Raw genomic sequence first — 14,431 nt, forward strand, 5'->3', positions numbered from 1 at the left:
GCTGAACAAATGGCCGACAGGGGCGAGGACCCCGGCCAGGTCCCTCCCGCACGCCCGCTCGACGCCATCGACCGCGACATCCTGCGACTGCTCCAGACGGACGGCCGCGCCTCGATACGGTCGGTGGCCGATCGCGTCCATGTGTCCCGGGCCAACGCGTATGCCCGGATCAATCGGCTCATCGACGACGGCGTGATCCGCGGTTTCAGCGCGCGTGTGAATCATGAGCGGGCGGGGCAGGGCGCCTCCGCGTACATCACTCTCAAGATCGTCCAGAATTCCTGGCGCACCGTGCGCGAGCAGCTCCAGGCGCTGCCGGGGGCCACGCACATCGCACTGGTCAGCGGCGACTTCGATGTCCTGTTGCTGGTGCACACCCCGGACAACCGGTCGCTGCGCGAGCTGGTCCTGACCAGGATCCAGGCCATCCCGGAGGTGCTCTCCACCCGCACACTTCTGGTGTTCGAGGAGACGGACCTGGCCCCGGGACCGGCCAGACCCACCGAGCTGACCTGACGGGAACCGGTGAACGGGAACCAGCAATCCGAATCGGGACCGGAACTTCTTCAGGAACCGTACTTCTTGAGGAATGCCTGGACCGTGGCCCAGTTCTTCACGCTGTCGAGCAGCGCCACCCCGTGCTCGCCCGCACCCTGACGTAGATCAGCTTGTGCTCCGACGCCTTGGTGCTCGCCTTGTTCAGCGTCTTCGCATCCTCCCCGAAGGACTCGTCGTACTCGGCGGCCATGTAGAGCACCGGCGCGGTCAGCTTCGGGACGGCGCGCACTCCGGCCGCCGCGTCCGTCCGCGCCGGGCCCTCCGTCACCGTCGCCTCCACCGCATCCGGTCAGCGACACGGCCGCAAGCAGCACGGCAGCCGACAGGATGCCGGGAACGCGCAGAACAGGAGCACGCAAGGCAGCGGTCATGCCGAGGGATGGTGGTCTGGGCCTGTCCGGCCGTCAACGGCTCAGCGGCTGGACCGCATCCCCTCGAAGGCCACCCGGACGAGCGTGTCCGCCAGCCGCTCCCCGTCGACTCCGCCGTCCGGTTGCGGCCGATACCACTCCACCAAGGAGTTGACCATCCCGAAGAGCAACCGCGTCACCAGCCGTATGTCCACGTCGGAGCGGAGATCGCCGTCCGCGACCGCCGCCCTGAGCAGATCGGTCACTCGGTGGTCGAACTCGCGCCGCCGCTCCATGGCCCAGCGCTCGGTCTTCGTATTGCCCCGTACGCGCAGCAGCAGCGTGACGTAGGGCAGTTCGGCTATCAGCACATCGACGGTACGACGGGTGACGTACTCGACCCGCTCGATCGCACGCCCCTGCGTCGCTCCCGGCTCGTCGAGGATTCCGAAGAGTCCGTCCAGCGCCCGGCTGACCGCACGGCGGAGCAGTTCCTCCTTGCCCGCGACATGGTGATAGATGGACGACTTGGAGATGCCCGCCGCCTTGGAGAGATGCTCCATGGACGTGCCGTCGTAGCCGCGCTCGTTGAAGACACGGACGGCGACGGTGAGCAGAGTCTCCGGGGTGTACGTGTCCCGCTTGGCCGTGGTCATGTCCGCGATCCTCCCCTACGAGTTGTCCACAGGTTTGGCGGGCCCCCTTGTCCCGACCGATCGTTCGGTTACTCTAACTCTGTCCGCCCTTCCCTGCCCAGCTCGATGAGGAGTTGGTCCGTCATGGCCGCCGAGCTCTCCCCGCACCTGCTGTCCGAGAAGCACCGCCCCACGCTCGACCAGGCCCTCGACGCGATCCGTACGCGCGCCTACTGGTCCCCGCATCCCGAGCATCCGAAGGCATACGGCGAGGGCGGCGCCCCCGGCAGCCTGAGCGCCGCCGAGGGCAAAGCGGCCTTCGACGCCGTGCTGCACACCCGGCTCGACCTCGGCCAGCCGGGCACCGACGGCTGGACGGGCAAAGAGACCTCTCCGTACGGACCGGAGCTCGGCGTCGAATATCCGCACGCCGACCTGGACGTCCTGCTGCCGGCGATGCGTACGGGAATGGCCGCCTGGCGTGCGGCGGGCCCCGAGACCAGAGCCCTGGTCTGTCTGGAAATCCTGGCGCGGATCAGTGCCAGGACCCATCAGTTCGGCCACGCCGTGATGCACACCAGCGGCCAGGCCTTCATGATGGCGTTCCAGGCGGGCGGCCCGCACGCCCAGGACCGCGGCCTGGAGGCGGTGGCGTACGCGTACGAGGAGCAGATCCGCACTCCGCAGAGCACCGACTGGTCCAAGCCCCAGGGCAAGCGCGACCCGCTCCAACTGCACAAGTCGTTCACCGCGGCACCCCGCGGCATCTCGCTCCTGATCGGCTGCAACACGTTCCCCACGTGGAACGGCTATCCGGGCCTCTTCGCCTCCCTGGCCACCGGCAACCCCGTCCTGGTCAAGCCGCACCCGCGCGCCGTGCTTCCGCTGGCGCTCACGGTGCAGCTGGCCCGCGAGGTGCTCGTCGAGGCGGGCTTCGATCCCAACCTGGTAGCTCTGGCGGCCGAACGGCCGGGCGAAGGCATCGCGAAGACTCTCGCGGTCCGCCCCGAGATCAAGATCATCGATTACACCGGCTCCACCGCCTTCGGCGACTGGCTGGAGGCCAACGCCCGCCAAGCCCAGGTCTATACGGAGAAGGCCGGAGTCAACACGATCGTCCTCGACTCCACCGACAACTACCAGGGCATGCTCGCCAACCTGGCGTTCTCCCTCTCGCTGTACAGCGGCCAGATGTGCACCACCCCGCAGAACCTGCTGATCCCCCGGGACGGCATCACGACCGATGCCGGCGACAAGACGTACGACGAAGTCGTCGACGACATCGCCACCGCTGTCAACGGACTGCTGGGCGACGACGCCCGGGCGAACGCACTGCTCGGCGCCTTGGTCAACCCGGATGTGAAGGCCCGCCTGGAGGCAGCCGCGGAGCTGGGCGAAGTCGCCCTGCCCTCCCGCGAGGTGACCAACCCGGAATTCCCCGGCGCCGTGGTGCGCACCCCCGTCGTCGTCAAACTGGACGGCACCAAGCCCGACGACGAGGAGCACTACCTGTCGGAGTGCTTCGGACCGGTCTCCTTCGCAGTAGCGGTCGACTCGACAGACGACGCCGTGGAACTGCTCCGCCGCACGATCCGCGACAAGGGCGCGATGACGGTAGGCGCGTACACCACCTCACCGGAGGTGGAGCGCGCGGTGGAGGACGTCTGCCTGGATGAGTCGGCCCAGCTCTCGCTGAACCTGACCGGCGGGGTGTACGTCAACCAGACCGCGGCGTTCTCCGACTTCCACGGTTCGGGCGGCAACCCGGCAGCGAACGCGGCTCTGTGCGACGGAGCCTTCGTAGCAAGCCGATTCCGCATGGTGGAAGTCCGCCGCCAGGCGTAATCCTCCGTTCCTCCGCCCAGTCATCTTCCGGGCTCCCCAATCAGGAGCGGGGGTCCGGGGGAGGCGGAGCCCTCGGTTACGGGAGGGGGCGGGTAAGGGAACAGACCCGCCGCAGGCGCCCACCCGCGCCCACGCCCACACCCGCTGCCCGCCTACGTCAGAACCCCAGCCCTCCCCCGGCCCGGGCCCGCCTCCCCGGGGCCCGGGCCCCTACTCCCGCCCCGCCCCTGGAATCTCCGCATACCGCTGCACCCACGCATGCATGGCAATCGCAGCCGCAGCCCCCGCATTGATCGACCGCGTCGACCCGAACTGCGCAATGGAGCACACCATCGCGGCGTGCTTTCGGGCCTCCTCGGTCAGCCCGGGCCCTTCCTGTCCGAAGAGCAGCACACACCGCCGCGGCAGCTCGGTCCGCTCCAGCGGTACCGCCCCCGGCAGATTGTCGATCCCGATGATCGGCAGCCCCTCCGCCGCCGCCCACTCGGTCAGCGATTCCGTGTCGGGGTGGTGCCGCACATGCTGGTACCGGTCGGTGACCATCGCACCGCGCCGGTTCCAGCGCCGCCGCCCCACGATGTGGATCTCCTTGGCGAGGAAGGCGTTCGCGGTGCGCACCACGGAGCCAATATTGAAGTCGTGGCCCCAGTTCTCGACCGCCACATGGAAGTCGTGCCGCCGCAGATCCAGATCGGCGACGATCGCCTCCCGTGTCCAGTACCGGTAGGCGTCGCCCACGTTGCGCCGGTCGCCGTGGGCAAGCAGCTCGGGGTCGTACCGTTCGTCCACGGGCCAGGGCAGCGGATGCGGCCCGACGCCGATCTCCGTCCCGAATCCGTCGTCGTACTGGATGGGTTCCATCACCGGTACGGATCCGACGGACGGTTCGCGTCCGAGCCCTCCGGGCTCTTCGGTCAACAAATCCCCGTCGGTACTGCCGGTGCTGCTACTGCTGCCGCTCTCACTACTCACCCGACGAGCGTATGGCCCCCGTCGCCGCTGTGCTGCGGGGCCTCCTCGTCATCGACGGCACGCCGCTGCCCCGGCACCTTGCCCCTGCGCGAGAACAGCAGTTCCCGCCCGAGGGTCACCCGGCCGCCGAGCCACACCAGGAAGACGGTCGGCAGGAAGACGGAGTCGGCGGCGATCATCGCCATCGAGAAGAACGGCAGCCCGAGCAGCAGGGCGATGCCGGCGTGCTCACACACCATGACGACGAGCAGGACGTTCTTGACCCGCCGGTTGAACAGGGTGAAGGGGAAGGCGACCTGGACGATGACCGTGCCATACGTCAGCAGCATCACCATGACACCGCTGGACGCGAGGATGTCCGACAGCCCGGGCCAGGGCGTGAAGGCGTCGAGCTTGAGCGGGTAGTACAGCGCCGTGCCGTCCTGCCACCGCGAACCCTGGATCTTGTACCACCCTGCTGTCGCGTAGATCAGACAGACCTCGGCCATGATCACGACGAGGGTCGCGTTGTGGGCGAGATTGGCGATGACATCCAGCAGGGTGCGCGCTTCGCTGTGGGGCGCGTAACGATTCACGGCCCACCAGGCACCCTGGCCGGCCCAGAGGACCCAGAAGAGAACCGGCAGCCACCAGGTGCCGCCGAGGCCATCTGTCACGGTGGCCACGGTCAGAACCAGGCCGAGTACCACCCAGAGAACCGGTCCGGCCGCATCCCCCAGCACCGAACGCCGCGGACCGTCGTCTTCCGCATCCGCATCCGCATCCGCATCCGCATCCGTCACACGGCCCACACGCACCGCACGCGCCGCACGCGCCGCACGCCGTGCATCCCACGACCAGACCTGCCCGCAGCGCGTCAGCACGAGGTAGATCGCCATCAGATGGATGACATTGTCGCCGCCGTCGCCCATGAAAATGCTGCGGTTCTGCAGGGAGAGCACACCGGCCATGAAGAGGACCGACATGGCGCGGGTGTGCCAGCCGACCATCAGCAGCGCGGCGGAGAGCAGAGCAACCGCGTACACGATCTCGAACCAGACCGTGCTGTCCGACCACATGAGCGTGGTGAAGGCCTGATTGCCCGATATGAGCTGCCGCGCCATGTCCCAGCGCCACGGAGCGTCGGGTCCGTACATCTCGTGGCGGTGCGGCAGTTCGCGCAGCAGGTACAGCAGATAGGTGGCGGAGAAACCGATTCGGATTACGGCGCTCTGGTACGGGCCCAGGGCCGAGGAAGTGATGCGCTGGACGGCGCGGGCGAGCTTGCGGTCGAAGGTGAACGTACTCACTTGTCCGCCCCCTTGGCGTTCTCGGGGAGGTCGGCGGGGGTTACGGTCCACCACGGCAGCACTCGGTATGACGGCTTCGTACTGATCTTTTCCTCGCTCCATCCGGGCGCCGCAATGGACCGCACCTCGGAACGGATCTGGATGCGCTCGACGGTGCCGCCGTAGTCGTGTTTACCGAGGCGCAGCATCGCAATGCGGCGGATGTATTGCTCGGAGAGCTCACCGCGCAGGCCGTTCGCCCGGTTGTCGTTGTCATGGGAACCGACATAGAAGTCCCAGCCGCGACGGAGCTCGTTCTGATGGATGTGGCTGGGGAGCAGATTGCCGCGTATCGCCTTGCCGTCCTCACCGGAGAGGCTCATCCAAGGGGTGGTGCGGCGGCCGTCGGCGCCGGCTATCTCGGCTCGTACATGAATGGCCACGTTCTGCTGAAGCGGGTTGGGGGCGAAGAGCTTCCAGTTCTGCTCGAACTCCGGATAGATCCAGTCGTCGACCGCTTCGCCGTGCTGCTTGGTCAGGGTATTGGACGGTGCGACGTGCAGAAACACCATGGCCAGCTGAGCGCAGGCGACGAGTCCGATGACCGACAGTGCGATCGCGGCAACGATCTGGTACGGAAGTGACAGGGCAGCCATGCCGACACGGGGACCTTGACCCGCCCCCCGACCGGCGCCGGACGACGCGTCCTCGCGCTGCCCCGGTCCTGGCCCGGCGCTCCCGCTCCCGCTCCCGCTCCCGACACCCCTGTCGTCGTACGAATCCATCCCGCCCCGATCCCCGTCGATCCCCATCGAGCTATCCACAGGGTTGACACCCTACGGGCCACCGACTCACCATTGAAAGCATCGAACCGAACGATCGGTCGGTCGGTAGGGAGTCCGGGATGACGGCAGTGACTGCGGACCAGACAGCGCAGGCAGGAACAGGCAGGCCTGAAGGGGCGGACAAGGCCCTGGAGGCGGCCTTCGATGCCGCGGTGGCGGCGGACGAGCGCATCGAGCCTCGCGACTGGATGCCGGATGCGTACCGTGCCTCACTGGTCAGGCAAATGGCCCAGCATGCTCACTCCGAAATCATCGGAATGCAGCCGGAGGCCAACTGGATCTCGCGAGCGCCCTCGCTGCGCCGCAAGGCGATCCTGATGGCCAAGGTGCAGGACGAGGCCGGACACGGGCTCTATCTGTACAGCGCCGCGGAGACCCTCGGCACCGGCCGCGAGGAGCTGCTGGACAAGCTCCACGCAGGCCGCCAGAGGTATTCATCGATCTTCAATTACCCCACGCTGACCTGGGCGGATGTCGGCGCGATCGGCTGGCTTGTGGACGGCGCCGCGATCACCAACCAGGTTCCGCTCTGTCGCTGCTCCTACGGCCCGTACGCCCGGGCGATGGTCCGTATCTGCAAGGAGGAGTCCTTCCACCAGCGTCAGGGTTACGAGCTGCTGCTCACCCTCAGCCGCGGCACCCCGGCACAGCACGAGATGGCGCAGGACGCGGTGAACCGCTGGTGGTGGCCGTCCCTGATGATGTTCGGCCCGCCGGATGACGCATCGGCCCACTCGGCGCAGTCCATGGCCTGGAAGATCAAGCGGCACTCCAACGACGAGCTGCGGCAGCGCTTCGTGGACATCTGTGTCCCGCAGGCCGAGGCGCTGGGGCTCACCCTCCCGGACTCGGACCTCCGGTGGAACGAGGAGCGTGGACAGCACGACTTCGGGGCGATCGACTGGCAGGAGTTCCAGGAGGTCCTCAAGGGCAACGGCCCGTGCAACGAGCAGCGCCTCACCCAGCGCCGCCGGGCGCACGAGGAGGGCTCCTGGGTCCGGGACGCGGCGGTTGCGTATGCCGAGAAGCACACAGCAGTACGGAACGGGGAGGCAACAGCATGAGCAGCTCGACCGAATGGCCGCTGTGGGAGGTGTTCGTGCGTTCGCGCCGCGGGCTGTCCCACACCCACGCGGGCAGCCTGCACGCCCCGGACGCGGAAATGGCCCTGCGCAACGCGCGCGATCTGTACACGCGCCGTTCCGAGGGCGTCTCCATCTGGGTGGTCCCGTCCGCACAGGTCACGGCCTCCTCGCCCGACGAGAAGGACTCCTTCTTCGAGCCGGCCGGTGACAAGCCGTACCGGCACCCGACGTTCTACGAGATCCCGGAAGGGGTGAAGCACCTGTGACCGCGGCCCTCGCCCTGGGCGACGACGCGCTGGTGCTCTCGCACCGGCTGGGGGAGTGGGCCGGCCATGCCCCCGTACTGGAAGAGGAAGTAGCCCTGGCCAACATCGCCCTGGACCTGTTGGGACAGGCACGGGTGCTGCTCTCCCTTGCCGGGGACGAGGACGAGCTGGCGTATCTGCGCGAGGAGCGTGCCTTCCGCAACGTCCAACTGGTCGAGCAGCCGAACGGCGACTTCGCCCACACCATCGCCCGCCAGCTCTACTTCTCCACGTACCAGCGGCTGCTCCACGAGCAGCTGGCGGCCGGTGAAAGTCCATTCGCCGGGCTGGCGGCGAAGGCAGTCAAGGAGGTCGCCTACCACCAGGACCACGCGGAGCACTGGACGCTGCGGCTCGGCGACGGCACGGCCGAGAGCCATGAGCGGATGCAGCGCGGGGTCGACGCCCTGTGGCGGTTCACCGGCGAACTGTTCCAACCTGTCGAGGGCGTGGAGATCGACTGGCAGTCGCTGAACAGCGGCTGGCTGGAGTCCGTCACCGCAGTGCTGCAGCAGGCGACGCTGACCGTACCGGCCGGCCCGCAGTCCGGAGCATGGACGGCGGGCGCGGGACGGCAGGGCATCCACACCGAACCCTTCGGCCGGATGATCGCCGAGATGCAGCACCTGCATCGCAGCCACCCGGGGGCGTCATGGTGACCGAAACGCTCCTGGAGGAGGAGCTGCACCGACTGGCAGGCTCCGTACCCGATCCCGAACTGCCCGTGCTGACCCTGGACGATCTGGGGGTGCTCCGGGGCGTGGACGTGGTGGCGCCCGGCACGGTCACGGTACGCCTCACCCCGACCTACACCGGCTGCCCGGCGATCGAGGCCATGTCCGCCGACATCGAGCGGGTACTTCACGACCACGGCATACCGGAAGTCTCCGTGGTCACCGTGCTCTCGCCTGCCTGGTCCACGGACGACATCAGCGCGGAAGGGCGGCGCAAGCTGGCCGAGTTCGGCATCGCGCCCCCGCGCCCGCACAATGCGACGGCCCCCGCAGGCGGCCCGGTTCCGCTCACGCTCTCGGTCCGCTGCCCGCACTGCGGCTCGACCGATACGGAGCTGCTGAGCCGGTTCTCCTCCACCGCATGCAAGGCGCTGCGCCGCTGTGTGACGTGTCGCGAACCGTTCGACCACTTCAAGGAGTTGTAGATGTTCCATCCGCTCCGGGTCCGCGCGATCGAACGGCTCACGGACGATTCGGTGGCCGTCACCTTCGCCGTGCCGCCCGAGCTGCGCGAGACCTTCCGCCACAAGCCCGGCCAGCACCTCAATGTGCGCTACAGCGTCGACGGCGAGGAGATCCGCCGCTCGTACTCGATCTGTTCCCCGGCCACCGAGGAACCGTCGGATCCGGCGCTACAGGTGGGCATTCGGCTCGTCGACGGCGGCGCGTTCTCCACGTACGCGCTCAAGGAGCTCGCCGTCGGTGACCTGATCGAGTCGATGCCCCCGATGGGCCGCTTCGTGCTCACGCCCCGCGCCGGATATTTCGCGGCGATTGTGGGGGGCAGCGGGATCACCCCGGTGCTGTCGATCGCGGCGACACTGCTGGCACGGGAGCCCGACGCCAGTTTCTGTCTGATCCGCAGTGACCGGACGGCGGTCTCGACGATGTTCCTGGACGAGGTCGCCGACCTCAAGGACCGCTATCCGGACCGGTTCCAGCTGGTCACGGTGCTCTCTCGGGAGGAGCAGCAGGCAGGTCTCCCTTCCGGCCGGCTGGACGGGGACCGGCTCACCGAGCTGCTGCCCGAGCTGCTGCCCGTGCCGGAGGTGGACGGCTGGTATCTGTGCGGGCCGTTCGGACTGGTACAGGCCGCCGAACGCGCGCTGCACGGCCTGGGCGTCGACCGGACCCGTATCCACCAGGAGATCTTCCATGTGGACGACGGCCCGAACGCACTTGCCCGCACCCGGGCCGAAACGCCTGCTCACAGCAGCCTCACCGCGACCCTGGACGGCCGCTCCGGCACATGGCCGGTACAGGAGGGCGAATCGCTGCTGGAGACCGTGCTGCGCAGCCGCTCCGACGCACCGTACGCCTGCAAGGGCGGTGTGTGCGGGACCTGCCGGGCATTCCTGGTCTCGGGCGAGGTACGGATGGACCGCAATTTCGCGCTGGAGCCCGAAGAGACGGGCGCCGGCTATGTGCTGGCGTGCCAGTCACATCCCGTCACTCCGGAGGTGGAGCTCGACTTCGACCGCTGACCGCGCCCCCTCTCCCTCTCCGTCTCCTTCCTCCTGTTCCCTTCTCATAGAACCTGTCCTATCTTGACGATCCGTCAAGTCCGGGTACGGGAGCAGCGGTTCGCGGGAGGCCAGGGCAGTGGACTTCACCTTCACCGAGGAACAGCAGGCAGCCACTGAGGCAGCGAGAGCGGTCTTCTCGGGCGTTGCGCCCGACGGGGTACCCAGCCCCGCTCTCGTGCCGGGAGCGGTGGCCGAGGACATCGACCGGCCTCTGTGGGCCGGGCTCGCCGCAGGCGACCTGCTGAGTCTGACGCTGCCGCCGGAGCATGGCGGAGCCGGGCTCGATCCAGTCGCGCTCTGTCTGGTGCTGCGCGAGTCCGCCAGGGTACTTGCGCGGGTGCCGCTGCTGGAGACGTGCGCGGTCGCGATGACGCTCCAGCGCCACGGCGACGCGGGGCTGGCCGCCGAGCTGCTGCCCCGGGTCGGCCGGGGCGAGCTGGTCCTCACCGTCGGGGCCAACGGCCGCACCGGCCACGATCCGGCCGAGCTTGCCGTCACCGCCCGCCGGGAAGCCCCTGCGAGCAACCGGCCTGGCGAGGGGCCTGGCAACGCCCCCGGCGACGCCGGCGGTGATGCTGCGGGCTGGGTGCTCGACGGGGTGCAGTCAGGGGTGCCATGGGCGCAGGCCGCGGACTGGATCGCGATTCCTGCCCACACGGGCGAGGGCCGGGCCGTTGTAGCCCTGATCCGGCCCACCCACGACGGCGTCACTCTGGCCGAGCAGGTCTCCACCAGCGGTGAGCTGTTCGCCGAGGTCCGGCTGGATTCGGTACGGATCGACAGCCGTGCGCTGATCGACACCGTCGGGGCCTGGGAGTGGTTGCGCGCCCTGCTCATCACCGGGACGTGCGCACTCGCGCTGGGTCTGGGCGAGGCTGTGCTGACCATGACGAGCGAATACACCGGCAAGCGCGAGCAGTTCGGCTTTCCCGTCGCGACCTTCCAGTCCGTCGCCGTACAGGCCGCGGATCGTTACATCGACCTGCGGGCCATGGAAGTGACGCTCTGGCAGGCGGCTTGGCGGATCTCCACCGGGGCCGGCGGTGCGCTGCCCGCTGAGGGCGACATCGCCGTGGCGAAGATCTGGGCGTCGGACGGTATCCGCCGGGTCGTGCAGACGGCACAGCATCTTCACGGCGGCTTCGGCGCGGACACCGACTACCCGCTGCACCGCTTCCATGCATGGGCGAAGCAGATCGAGCTCTCCCTCGGCCCGGCGGCGGCACACGAGGAGGCACTGGGCGACCTACTGGCCACACATCTCCTCAGCTGACACCGGCCAGGGCCTCGAACAGCACGGGTCGAGCGTCCGCTCGGCACTCCAGCAGCCCAGCGCTCCGGCAGCCGAGCGGCCCCGGTCTCACAGCACGAAAGCCGGGTTGCCGTTGTCGGTGACCATGGGACGTCCGGCACCGTCCCAGGCGAGCATCCCGCCATCGATGTTCACGGCGTCGATGCCCTGCTGCACCAGGTACTGGGTGACCTGGGCGGACCGGCCACCGACCCGGCACATCACATGCACGCGCCGACCGTCCTCGGAAGCTTCGGTCAGCTCACCGAAACGGCCCACGAAGTCACTCATCGGAATGTGCAGGGCGCCTGCGACATGACCGGCCGCCCATTCGTCGTTCTCCCGGACGTCCAGCACAAAGCCGTCCGACGGAACCGCCGCGACATCCACCGAGGGCAGCGGGGCGAAATTCATGGGTCACGCCTTCTCTCGTACGTACGCTCCAGAGTCACCGGGAACGCTACTGCACCAGACCCGCCAGCTCCGCCTCACGCTGAGCGACCTCGCCCAGCAGCTGATCGGCGATCTCGTCGAGCAGCCGGTCCGGATCGTCGGGCGCCATCCGCAGCATGGCCCCGATCGCGCTCTCCTCGAGCTCCTGGGCGAGCACTGTCAGGAGTTCCTTGCGCTGGGTCAGCCAGTTCAGCCGGGCATAGAGCTCCTCGCTCTCGCTGAGCTCCGCCTCCGGCATCAACGGCCCCGCCGCCCACTCCTGCGCCAGCTCCATCAGCAGCGCCTCGTCCCCACGCCCATAAGCAGCGTTGACGCGGGTGATGAATTCCTCCCGGCGTGCCCGCTCCGTCTCGTCCTGCGCCAGGTCCGGGTGGGCCTTGCGCGCCAGCTCGCGGTAAAGCTTGCGCGCCTCCTCGGTCGGCCGGACCCGCTTGGGCGGCCGGACCGGCTGCTCGGTCAGCATCGCCGCCGCCTCGGGGGACAGCCCGTCGGAGTCGATCCAGTCGTGGAACAGCTCGTCGACCCCCGGCATCGGCATCACGATCGCCCGGGCCTCCTGCGCCTTGCGGAGGTCTTCGGGGTCACCGGTCCTGGCGGCCCGAGCCTCCGCGATCTGCGCATCGAGCTCATCGAGGCGGGTGTACATCGGCCCGAGCTTCTGATGGTGCAACCGGGAGAAGTTCTCGACCTCGACCCGGAAGGTCTCCACCGCGATCTCGAACTCGATCAGCGCCAGCTCCGCCACCCGCACAGCCTTGGCAAGCCGAGCCTCGGGCCGAGCACCCTCAGCAGTTCCGTCGGCAGCCCCGCCAGGCCCGCCGTCAGTCCCAGCGGCAGCGTCGGCCTCCGAACTTGCACCGGCCTCGGCACCGGCCGACCCTCCGTGCTGCGCATCCTGCTCGTGCTGCTCGTGCTGCCGGTCGTTTTCCTGCCGGTCATCGTCGTTCCGGGTGGTCGGCACCCCGGCGGCTTCGTGGGTCACCCGTCCAGCGTATGGCCACCGTCCACGCCCCGAGGACGCGCGGTCGACTCAATGCCCCTCACACGCCCAGTTCGGCGGCTATCCGCCCCGACCCGATGGCCCGCACCAGCTCCGTGTGGTCCGCCTCAGTACGGTCCGCGTACGTCACCGCGAACGCCGCCACCGCCTCGTCCAGCTCCTCGTTCTTGCCGCAGTAGCCCGCGATCAGCCGCGGGTCGGCGCTGTGCGCATGGGCCCGAGCCAACAGCGCCCCGGTCATCCGGCCGTAGTCGTCGACCTGGTCGGCTGCCAGTGCTCCCGGGTCCACACTGCCCTTGCGGTTCCTGAACTGCCGCACCTGGAACGGGCGCCCGTCGACGGTGGCCCAACCCAAGAGAATGTCGCTGACGACTTGCATCCGCTTCTGCCCGAGCACCACCCGGCGCCCCTCGTGCGCCACCGCCGGTACATCGAACCCGACAGCCGGGAGGTAGGGCGCCAACACGGACGGCCGCGCCTCCTTCACCTGCAGCACCAAGGGCTCGCCACGGTGATCGAGCAGGAGCACCACGTACGACCGGGTGCCGACGCTCCCCGTGCCGACCACCCTGAACGCCACGTCGTGGATCGCGTATCTGGCGAGGAGCGGTACCCGGTCGTCCGAGATCGTGCCCAGATAGTCGCCGAGTCCCGCCGCCACCGCCGCGGCCTCCTCGTCCGGCACCCGCCGCAGCACCGGCGGCGCGTCTATGAAACGGCGTCCGCCGTCCCCGGAATCCTCGGTGGACTTGGCCGCGAAGCGGGCGCTGGTGTTGTTACGGGCCTTCTCCGAGACCCGCTCCAGAGTGCCGAGCAGATCCCGCGCATCGGTGTGCGAGACCAACTCCTCGTCCGCGATGGCGTTCCAGGCGTCGAGCGCGGGCAGTTTGGCCAGCAGCCGCATCGTCCGCCGGTATGCGCCCACCGTGTCGTATGCGCCCTGGCGGCAGGTGTCCTCGTCCGCCCCGGCCTCACGCCCGGCGAGCACGAGCGAGGTGGCGAGGCGCTTGAGGTCCCATTCCCAGGGGCCGAACACGGTCTCGTCAAAATCGTTCAGATCGATGACCAGGCTGCCCCGCGCATCGCCGTACAGGCCGAAATTGGCCGCGTGCGCATCGCCGCAGAGCTGGGCGCCCACCCCGCTGACCGGCGTGCCCACCAGGTCATGGGCCATCAGCCCGGCCGAGCCACGCAGAAACGCGAATGGTGTGGCTGCCATCCGCCCCACCCGGATCGGGGCGAGACCGGGCACCCTGCCCCGGCTCGACTCCTCGACCGCCTGCACGGCATCGGGCCGCCCGGCCGGAAGGTCAAGGGCGGAGTGAGAGGCCCTGGGCACCCTCCCCCGCAGCGCCTTGCCCGCCCCCCTGGGCGACTGCGGCGCACTCTTGCCCGCCACAGTCGCCGCAGTCGTCCGACGCGACGCAAATCCGGGCACGACCGGAATGCGCGGATCATCTGTCACAGCCCGCTGAACCGGCACTGTCGCTTCGATTTCGCCCATGGCGCGCAGCCTCCCCCGCCTTCGCCCTGCGCTCCTGGCCCCATGCCCTGTCGCAGATCA

General features: G+C 68.9%; 16 protein-coding genes. 8 read left to right on the forward strand and 8 right to left on the reverse strand.

From position 1 onward, the window contains the following. The first annotated feature begins 9 nt into the window (after nt 1-9). The gene (locus ACIPEK_RS17580; protein WP_401996901.1) at nt 10-516 is read left to right on the forward strand and encodes an Lrp/AsnC family transcriptional regulator; all 507 of its coding nucleotides are present in this window, start codon (nt 10-12) and stop codon (nt 514-516) included. Nucleotides 517-613: 97 nt separating this feature from the next. On the opposite strand, the gene ACIPEK_RS17585 is transcribed toward ACIPEK_RS17580, so the two are convergent. Both ACIPEK_RS17585 and ACIPEK_RS17590 read right to left on the reverse strand, forming a co-directional pair. Next, on the reverse strand, nt 614-826 hold the full coding sequence (locus ACIPEK_RS17585) for a hypothetical protein (protein ID WP_401996715.1): 213 nt from the start codon (nt 824-826) through the stop codon (nt 614-616). Between the two features lie 144 nt (nt 827-970). Beyond that, a complete protein-coding gene (locus ACIPEK_RS17590; protein WP_114245475.1) occupies nt 971-1,564 on the reverse strand; it encodes a TetR/AcrR family transcriptional regulator in 594 nt (197 codons plus the stop codon). A gap of 123 nt (nt 1,565-1,687) precedes the next feature. On the opposite strand from ACIPEK_RS17590, the gene paaN reads away from it, so the two are divergent. Beyond that, nucleotides 1,688-3,388 carry a phenylacetic acid degradation protein PaaN gene (paaN, locus tag ACIPEK_RS17595; RefSeq protein ID WP_401996718.1) on the forward strand — a complete coding sequence of 567 codons (1,701 nt, stop codon included), beginning with the start codon at nt 1,688-1,690 and terminating at the stop codon, nt 3,386-3,388. 210 nt (nt 3,389-3,598) lie between these two features. Here the strand turns inward: paaN and ACIPEK_RS17600 are convergent, their stop codons facing one another. The 3 genes from ACIPEK_RS17600 to ACIPEK_RS17610 all read right to left on the reverse strand — a co-directional run bounded on the left by ACIPEK_RS17600 (nt 3,599) and on the right by ACIPEK_RS17610 (nt 6,413). Then, complete coding sequence (locus ACIPEK_RS17600) at nt 3,599-4,249, reverse strand: TrmH family RNA methyltransferase (protein WP_401996904.1); 651 nt, start codon at nt 4,247-4,249, stop codon at nt 3,599-3,601. Between the two features lie 107 nt (nt 4,250-4,356). After that, nucleotides 4,357-5,649, reverse strand: a complete 1,293-nt coding sequence (locus ACIPEK_RS17605; RefSeq protein ID WP_401996721.1) for an HTTM domain-containing protein — start codon at nt 5,647-5,649, stop codon at nt 4,357-4,359. Further along, entirely contained in the window at nt 5,646-6,413 is a 768-nt protein-coding gene (locus ACIPEK_RS17610; protein WP_401996724.1) for a DUF5819 family protein, read from the reverse strand. Before ACIPEK_RS17610 ends, ACIPEK_RS17605 begins: the two co-directional genes overlap by 4 nt. Nucleotides 6,414-6,532: 119 nt before the next feature. On the opposite strand from ACIPEK_RS17610, the gene paaA reads away from it, so the two are divergent. The 6 genes from paaA to ACIPEK_RS17640 all read left to right on the forward strand — a co-directional run bounded on the left by paaA (nt 6,533) and on the right by ACIPEK_RS17640 (nt 11,396). Further along, nucleotides 6,533-7,537 carry a 1,2-phenylacetyl-CoA epoxidase subunit PaaA gene (gene paaA / locus ACIPEK_RS17615; protein ID WP_401996727.1) on the forward strand — a complete coding sequence of 335 codons (1,005 nt, stop codon included), beginning with the start codon at nt 6,533-6,535 and terminating at the stop codon, nt 7,535-7,537. Then, nucleotides 7,534-7,824, forward strand: a complete 291-nt coding sequence (gene paaB, locus ACIPEK_RS17620; RefSeq protein ID WP_093548044.1) for a 1,2-phenylacetyl-CoA epoxidase subunit PaaB — start codon at nt 7,534-7,536, stop codon at nt 7,822-7,824. Before paaA ends, paaB begins: the two co-directional genes overlap by 4 nt. Continuing rightward, on the forward strand, nt 7,821-8,522 hold the full coding sequence (paaC, locus tag ACIPEK_RS17625; RefSeq protein WP_401996730.1) for a 1,2-phenylacetyl-CoA epoxidase subunit PaaC: 702 nt from the start codon (nt 7,821-7,823) through the stop codon (nt 8,520-8,522). The genes paaB and paaC overlap by 4 nt, the downstream gene beginning before the upstream one ends. Beyond that, nucleotides 8,516-9,022 (forward strand): 1,2-phenylacetyl-CoA epoxidase subunit PaaD, encoded by a 507-nt coding sequence (gene paaD / locus ACIPEK_RS17630; protein WP_401996733.1) that lies wholly within the window; start codon nt 8,516-8,518, stop codon nt 9,020-9,022. Before paaC ends, paaD begins: the two co-directional genes overlap by 7 nt. After that, nucleotides 9,023-10,081 (forward strand): 2Fe-2S iron-sulfur cluster-binding protein, encoded by a 1,059-nt coding sequence (locus ACIPEK_RS17635; RefSeq protein ID WP_401996736.1) that lies wholly within the window; start codon nt 9,023-9,025, stop codon nt 10,079-10,081. It abuts the gene before it with no gap. 118 nt (nt 10,082-10,199) lie between these two features. Next, nucleotides 10,200-11,396, forward strand: a complete 1,197-nt coding sequence (locus tag ACIPEK_RS17640) for an acyl-CoA dehydrogenase family protein (RefSeq protein WP_401996739.1) — start codon at nt 10,200-10,202, stop codon at nt 11,394-11,396. 87 nt (nt 11,397-11,483) lie between these two features. Here ACIPEK_RS17640 and ACIPEK_RS17645 read toward each other — a convergent pair whose 3' ends face one another. From ACIPEK_RS17645 to ACIPEK_RS17655, 3 genes are read right to left on the reverse strand one after another with little or no spacing between them, the layout of a single operon-like run. Next, the gene (locus ACIPEK_RS17645; protein ID WP_383069767.1) at nt 11,484-11,828 is read right to left on the reverse strand and encodes a rhodanese-like domain-containing protein; all 345 of its coding nucleotides are present in this window, start codon (nt 11,826-11,828) and stop codon (nt 11,484-11,486) included. A gap of 46 nt (nt 11,829-11,874) precedes the next feature. After that, nucleotides 11,875-12,849, reverse strand: coding sequence for a J domain-containing protein (locus ACIPEK_RS17650; protein WP_401996742.1), 975 nt, complete (start codon nt 12,847-12,849; stop codon nt 11,875-11,877). A gap of 58 nt (nt 12,850-12,907) precedes the next feature. Continuing rightward, on the reverse strand, nt 12,908-14,371 hold the full coding sequence (locus ACIPEK_RS17655) for a DUF2252 domain-containing protein (RefSeq protein ID WP_401996745.1): 1,464 nt from the start codon (nt 14,369-14,371) through the stop codon (nt 12,908-12,910). Nucleotides 14,372-14,431: the final 60 nt, after the last annotated feature.

The sequence above is a fragment of the Streptomyces sp. NPDC088246 genome (assembly GCF_044741025.1).
Lineage (GTDB): Bacteria > Actinomycetota > Actinomycetes > Streptomycetales > Streptomycetaceae > Streptomyces.

Coding starts and splice junctions, on each gene's coding strand:
- ACIPEK_RS17580 (WP_401996901.1), top strand. CDS start 10: ATGGCCGACAGGGGCGAGGACCCCGGCCAGGTCCCTCCCGCACGCCCG.
- ACIPEK_RS17590 (WP_114245475.1), bottom strand. CDS start 1,564: ATGACCACGGCCAAGCGGGACACGTACACCCCGGAGACTCTGCTCACC.
- paaN (WP_401996718.1), top strand. CDS start 1,688: ATGGCCGCCGAGCTCTCCCCGCACCTGCTGTCCGAGAAGCACCGCCCC.
- ACIPEK_RS17600 (WP_401996904.1), bottom strand. CDS start 4,249: ATGGAACCCATCCAGTACGACGACGGATTCGGGACGGAGATCGGCGTC.
- ACIPEK_RS17610 (WP_401996724.1), bottom strand. CDS start 6,413: ATGGATTCGTACGACGACAGGGGTGTCGGGAGCGGGAGCGGGAGCGGG.
- paaA (WP_401996727.1), top strand. CDS start 6,533: ATGACGGCAGTGACTGCGGACCAGACAGCGCAGGCAGGAACAGGCAGG.
- paaB (WP_093548044.1), top strand. CDS start 7,534: ATGAGCAGCTCGACCGAATGGCCGCTGTGGGAGGTGTTCGTGCGTTCG.
- paaD (WP_401996733.1), top strand. CDS start 8,516: ATGGTGACCGAAACGCTCCTGGAGGAGGAGCTGCACCGACTGGCAGGC.
- ACIPEK_RS17635 (WP_401996736.1), top strand. CDS start 9,023: ATGTTCCATCCGCTCCGGGTCCGCGCGATCGAACGGCTCACGGACGAT.
- ACIPEK_RS17645 (WP_383069767.1), bottom strand. CDS start 11,828: ATGAATTTCGCCCCGCTGCCCTCGGTGGATGTCGCGGCGGTTCCGTCG.
- ACIPEK_RS17655 (WP_401996745.1), bottom strand. CDS start 14,371: ATGGGCGAAATCGAAGCGACAGTGCCGGTTCAGCGGGCTGTGACAGAT.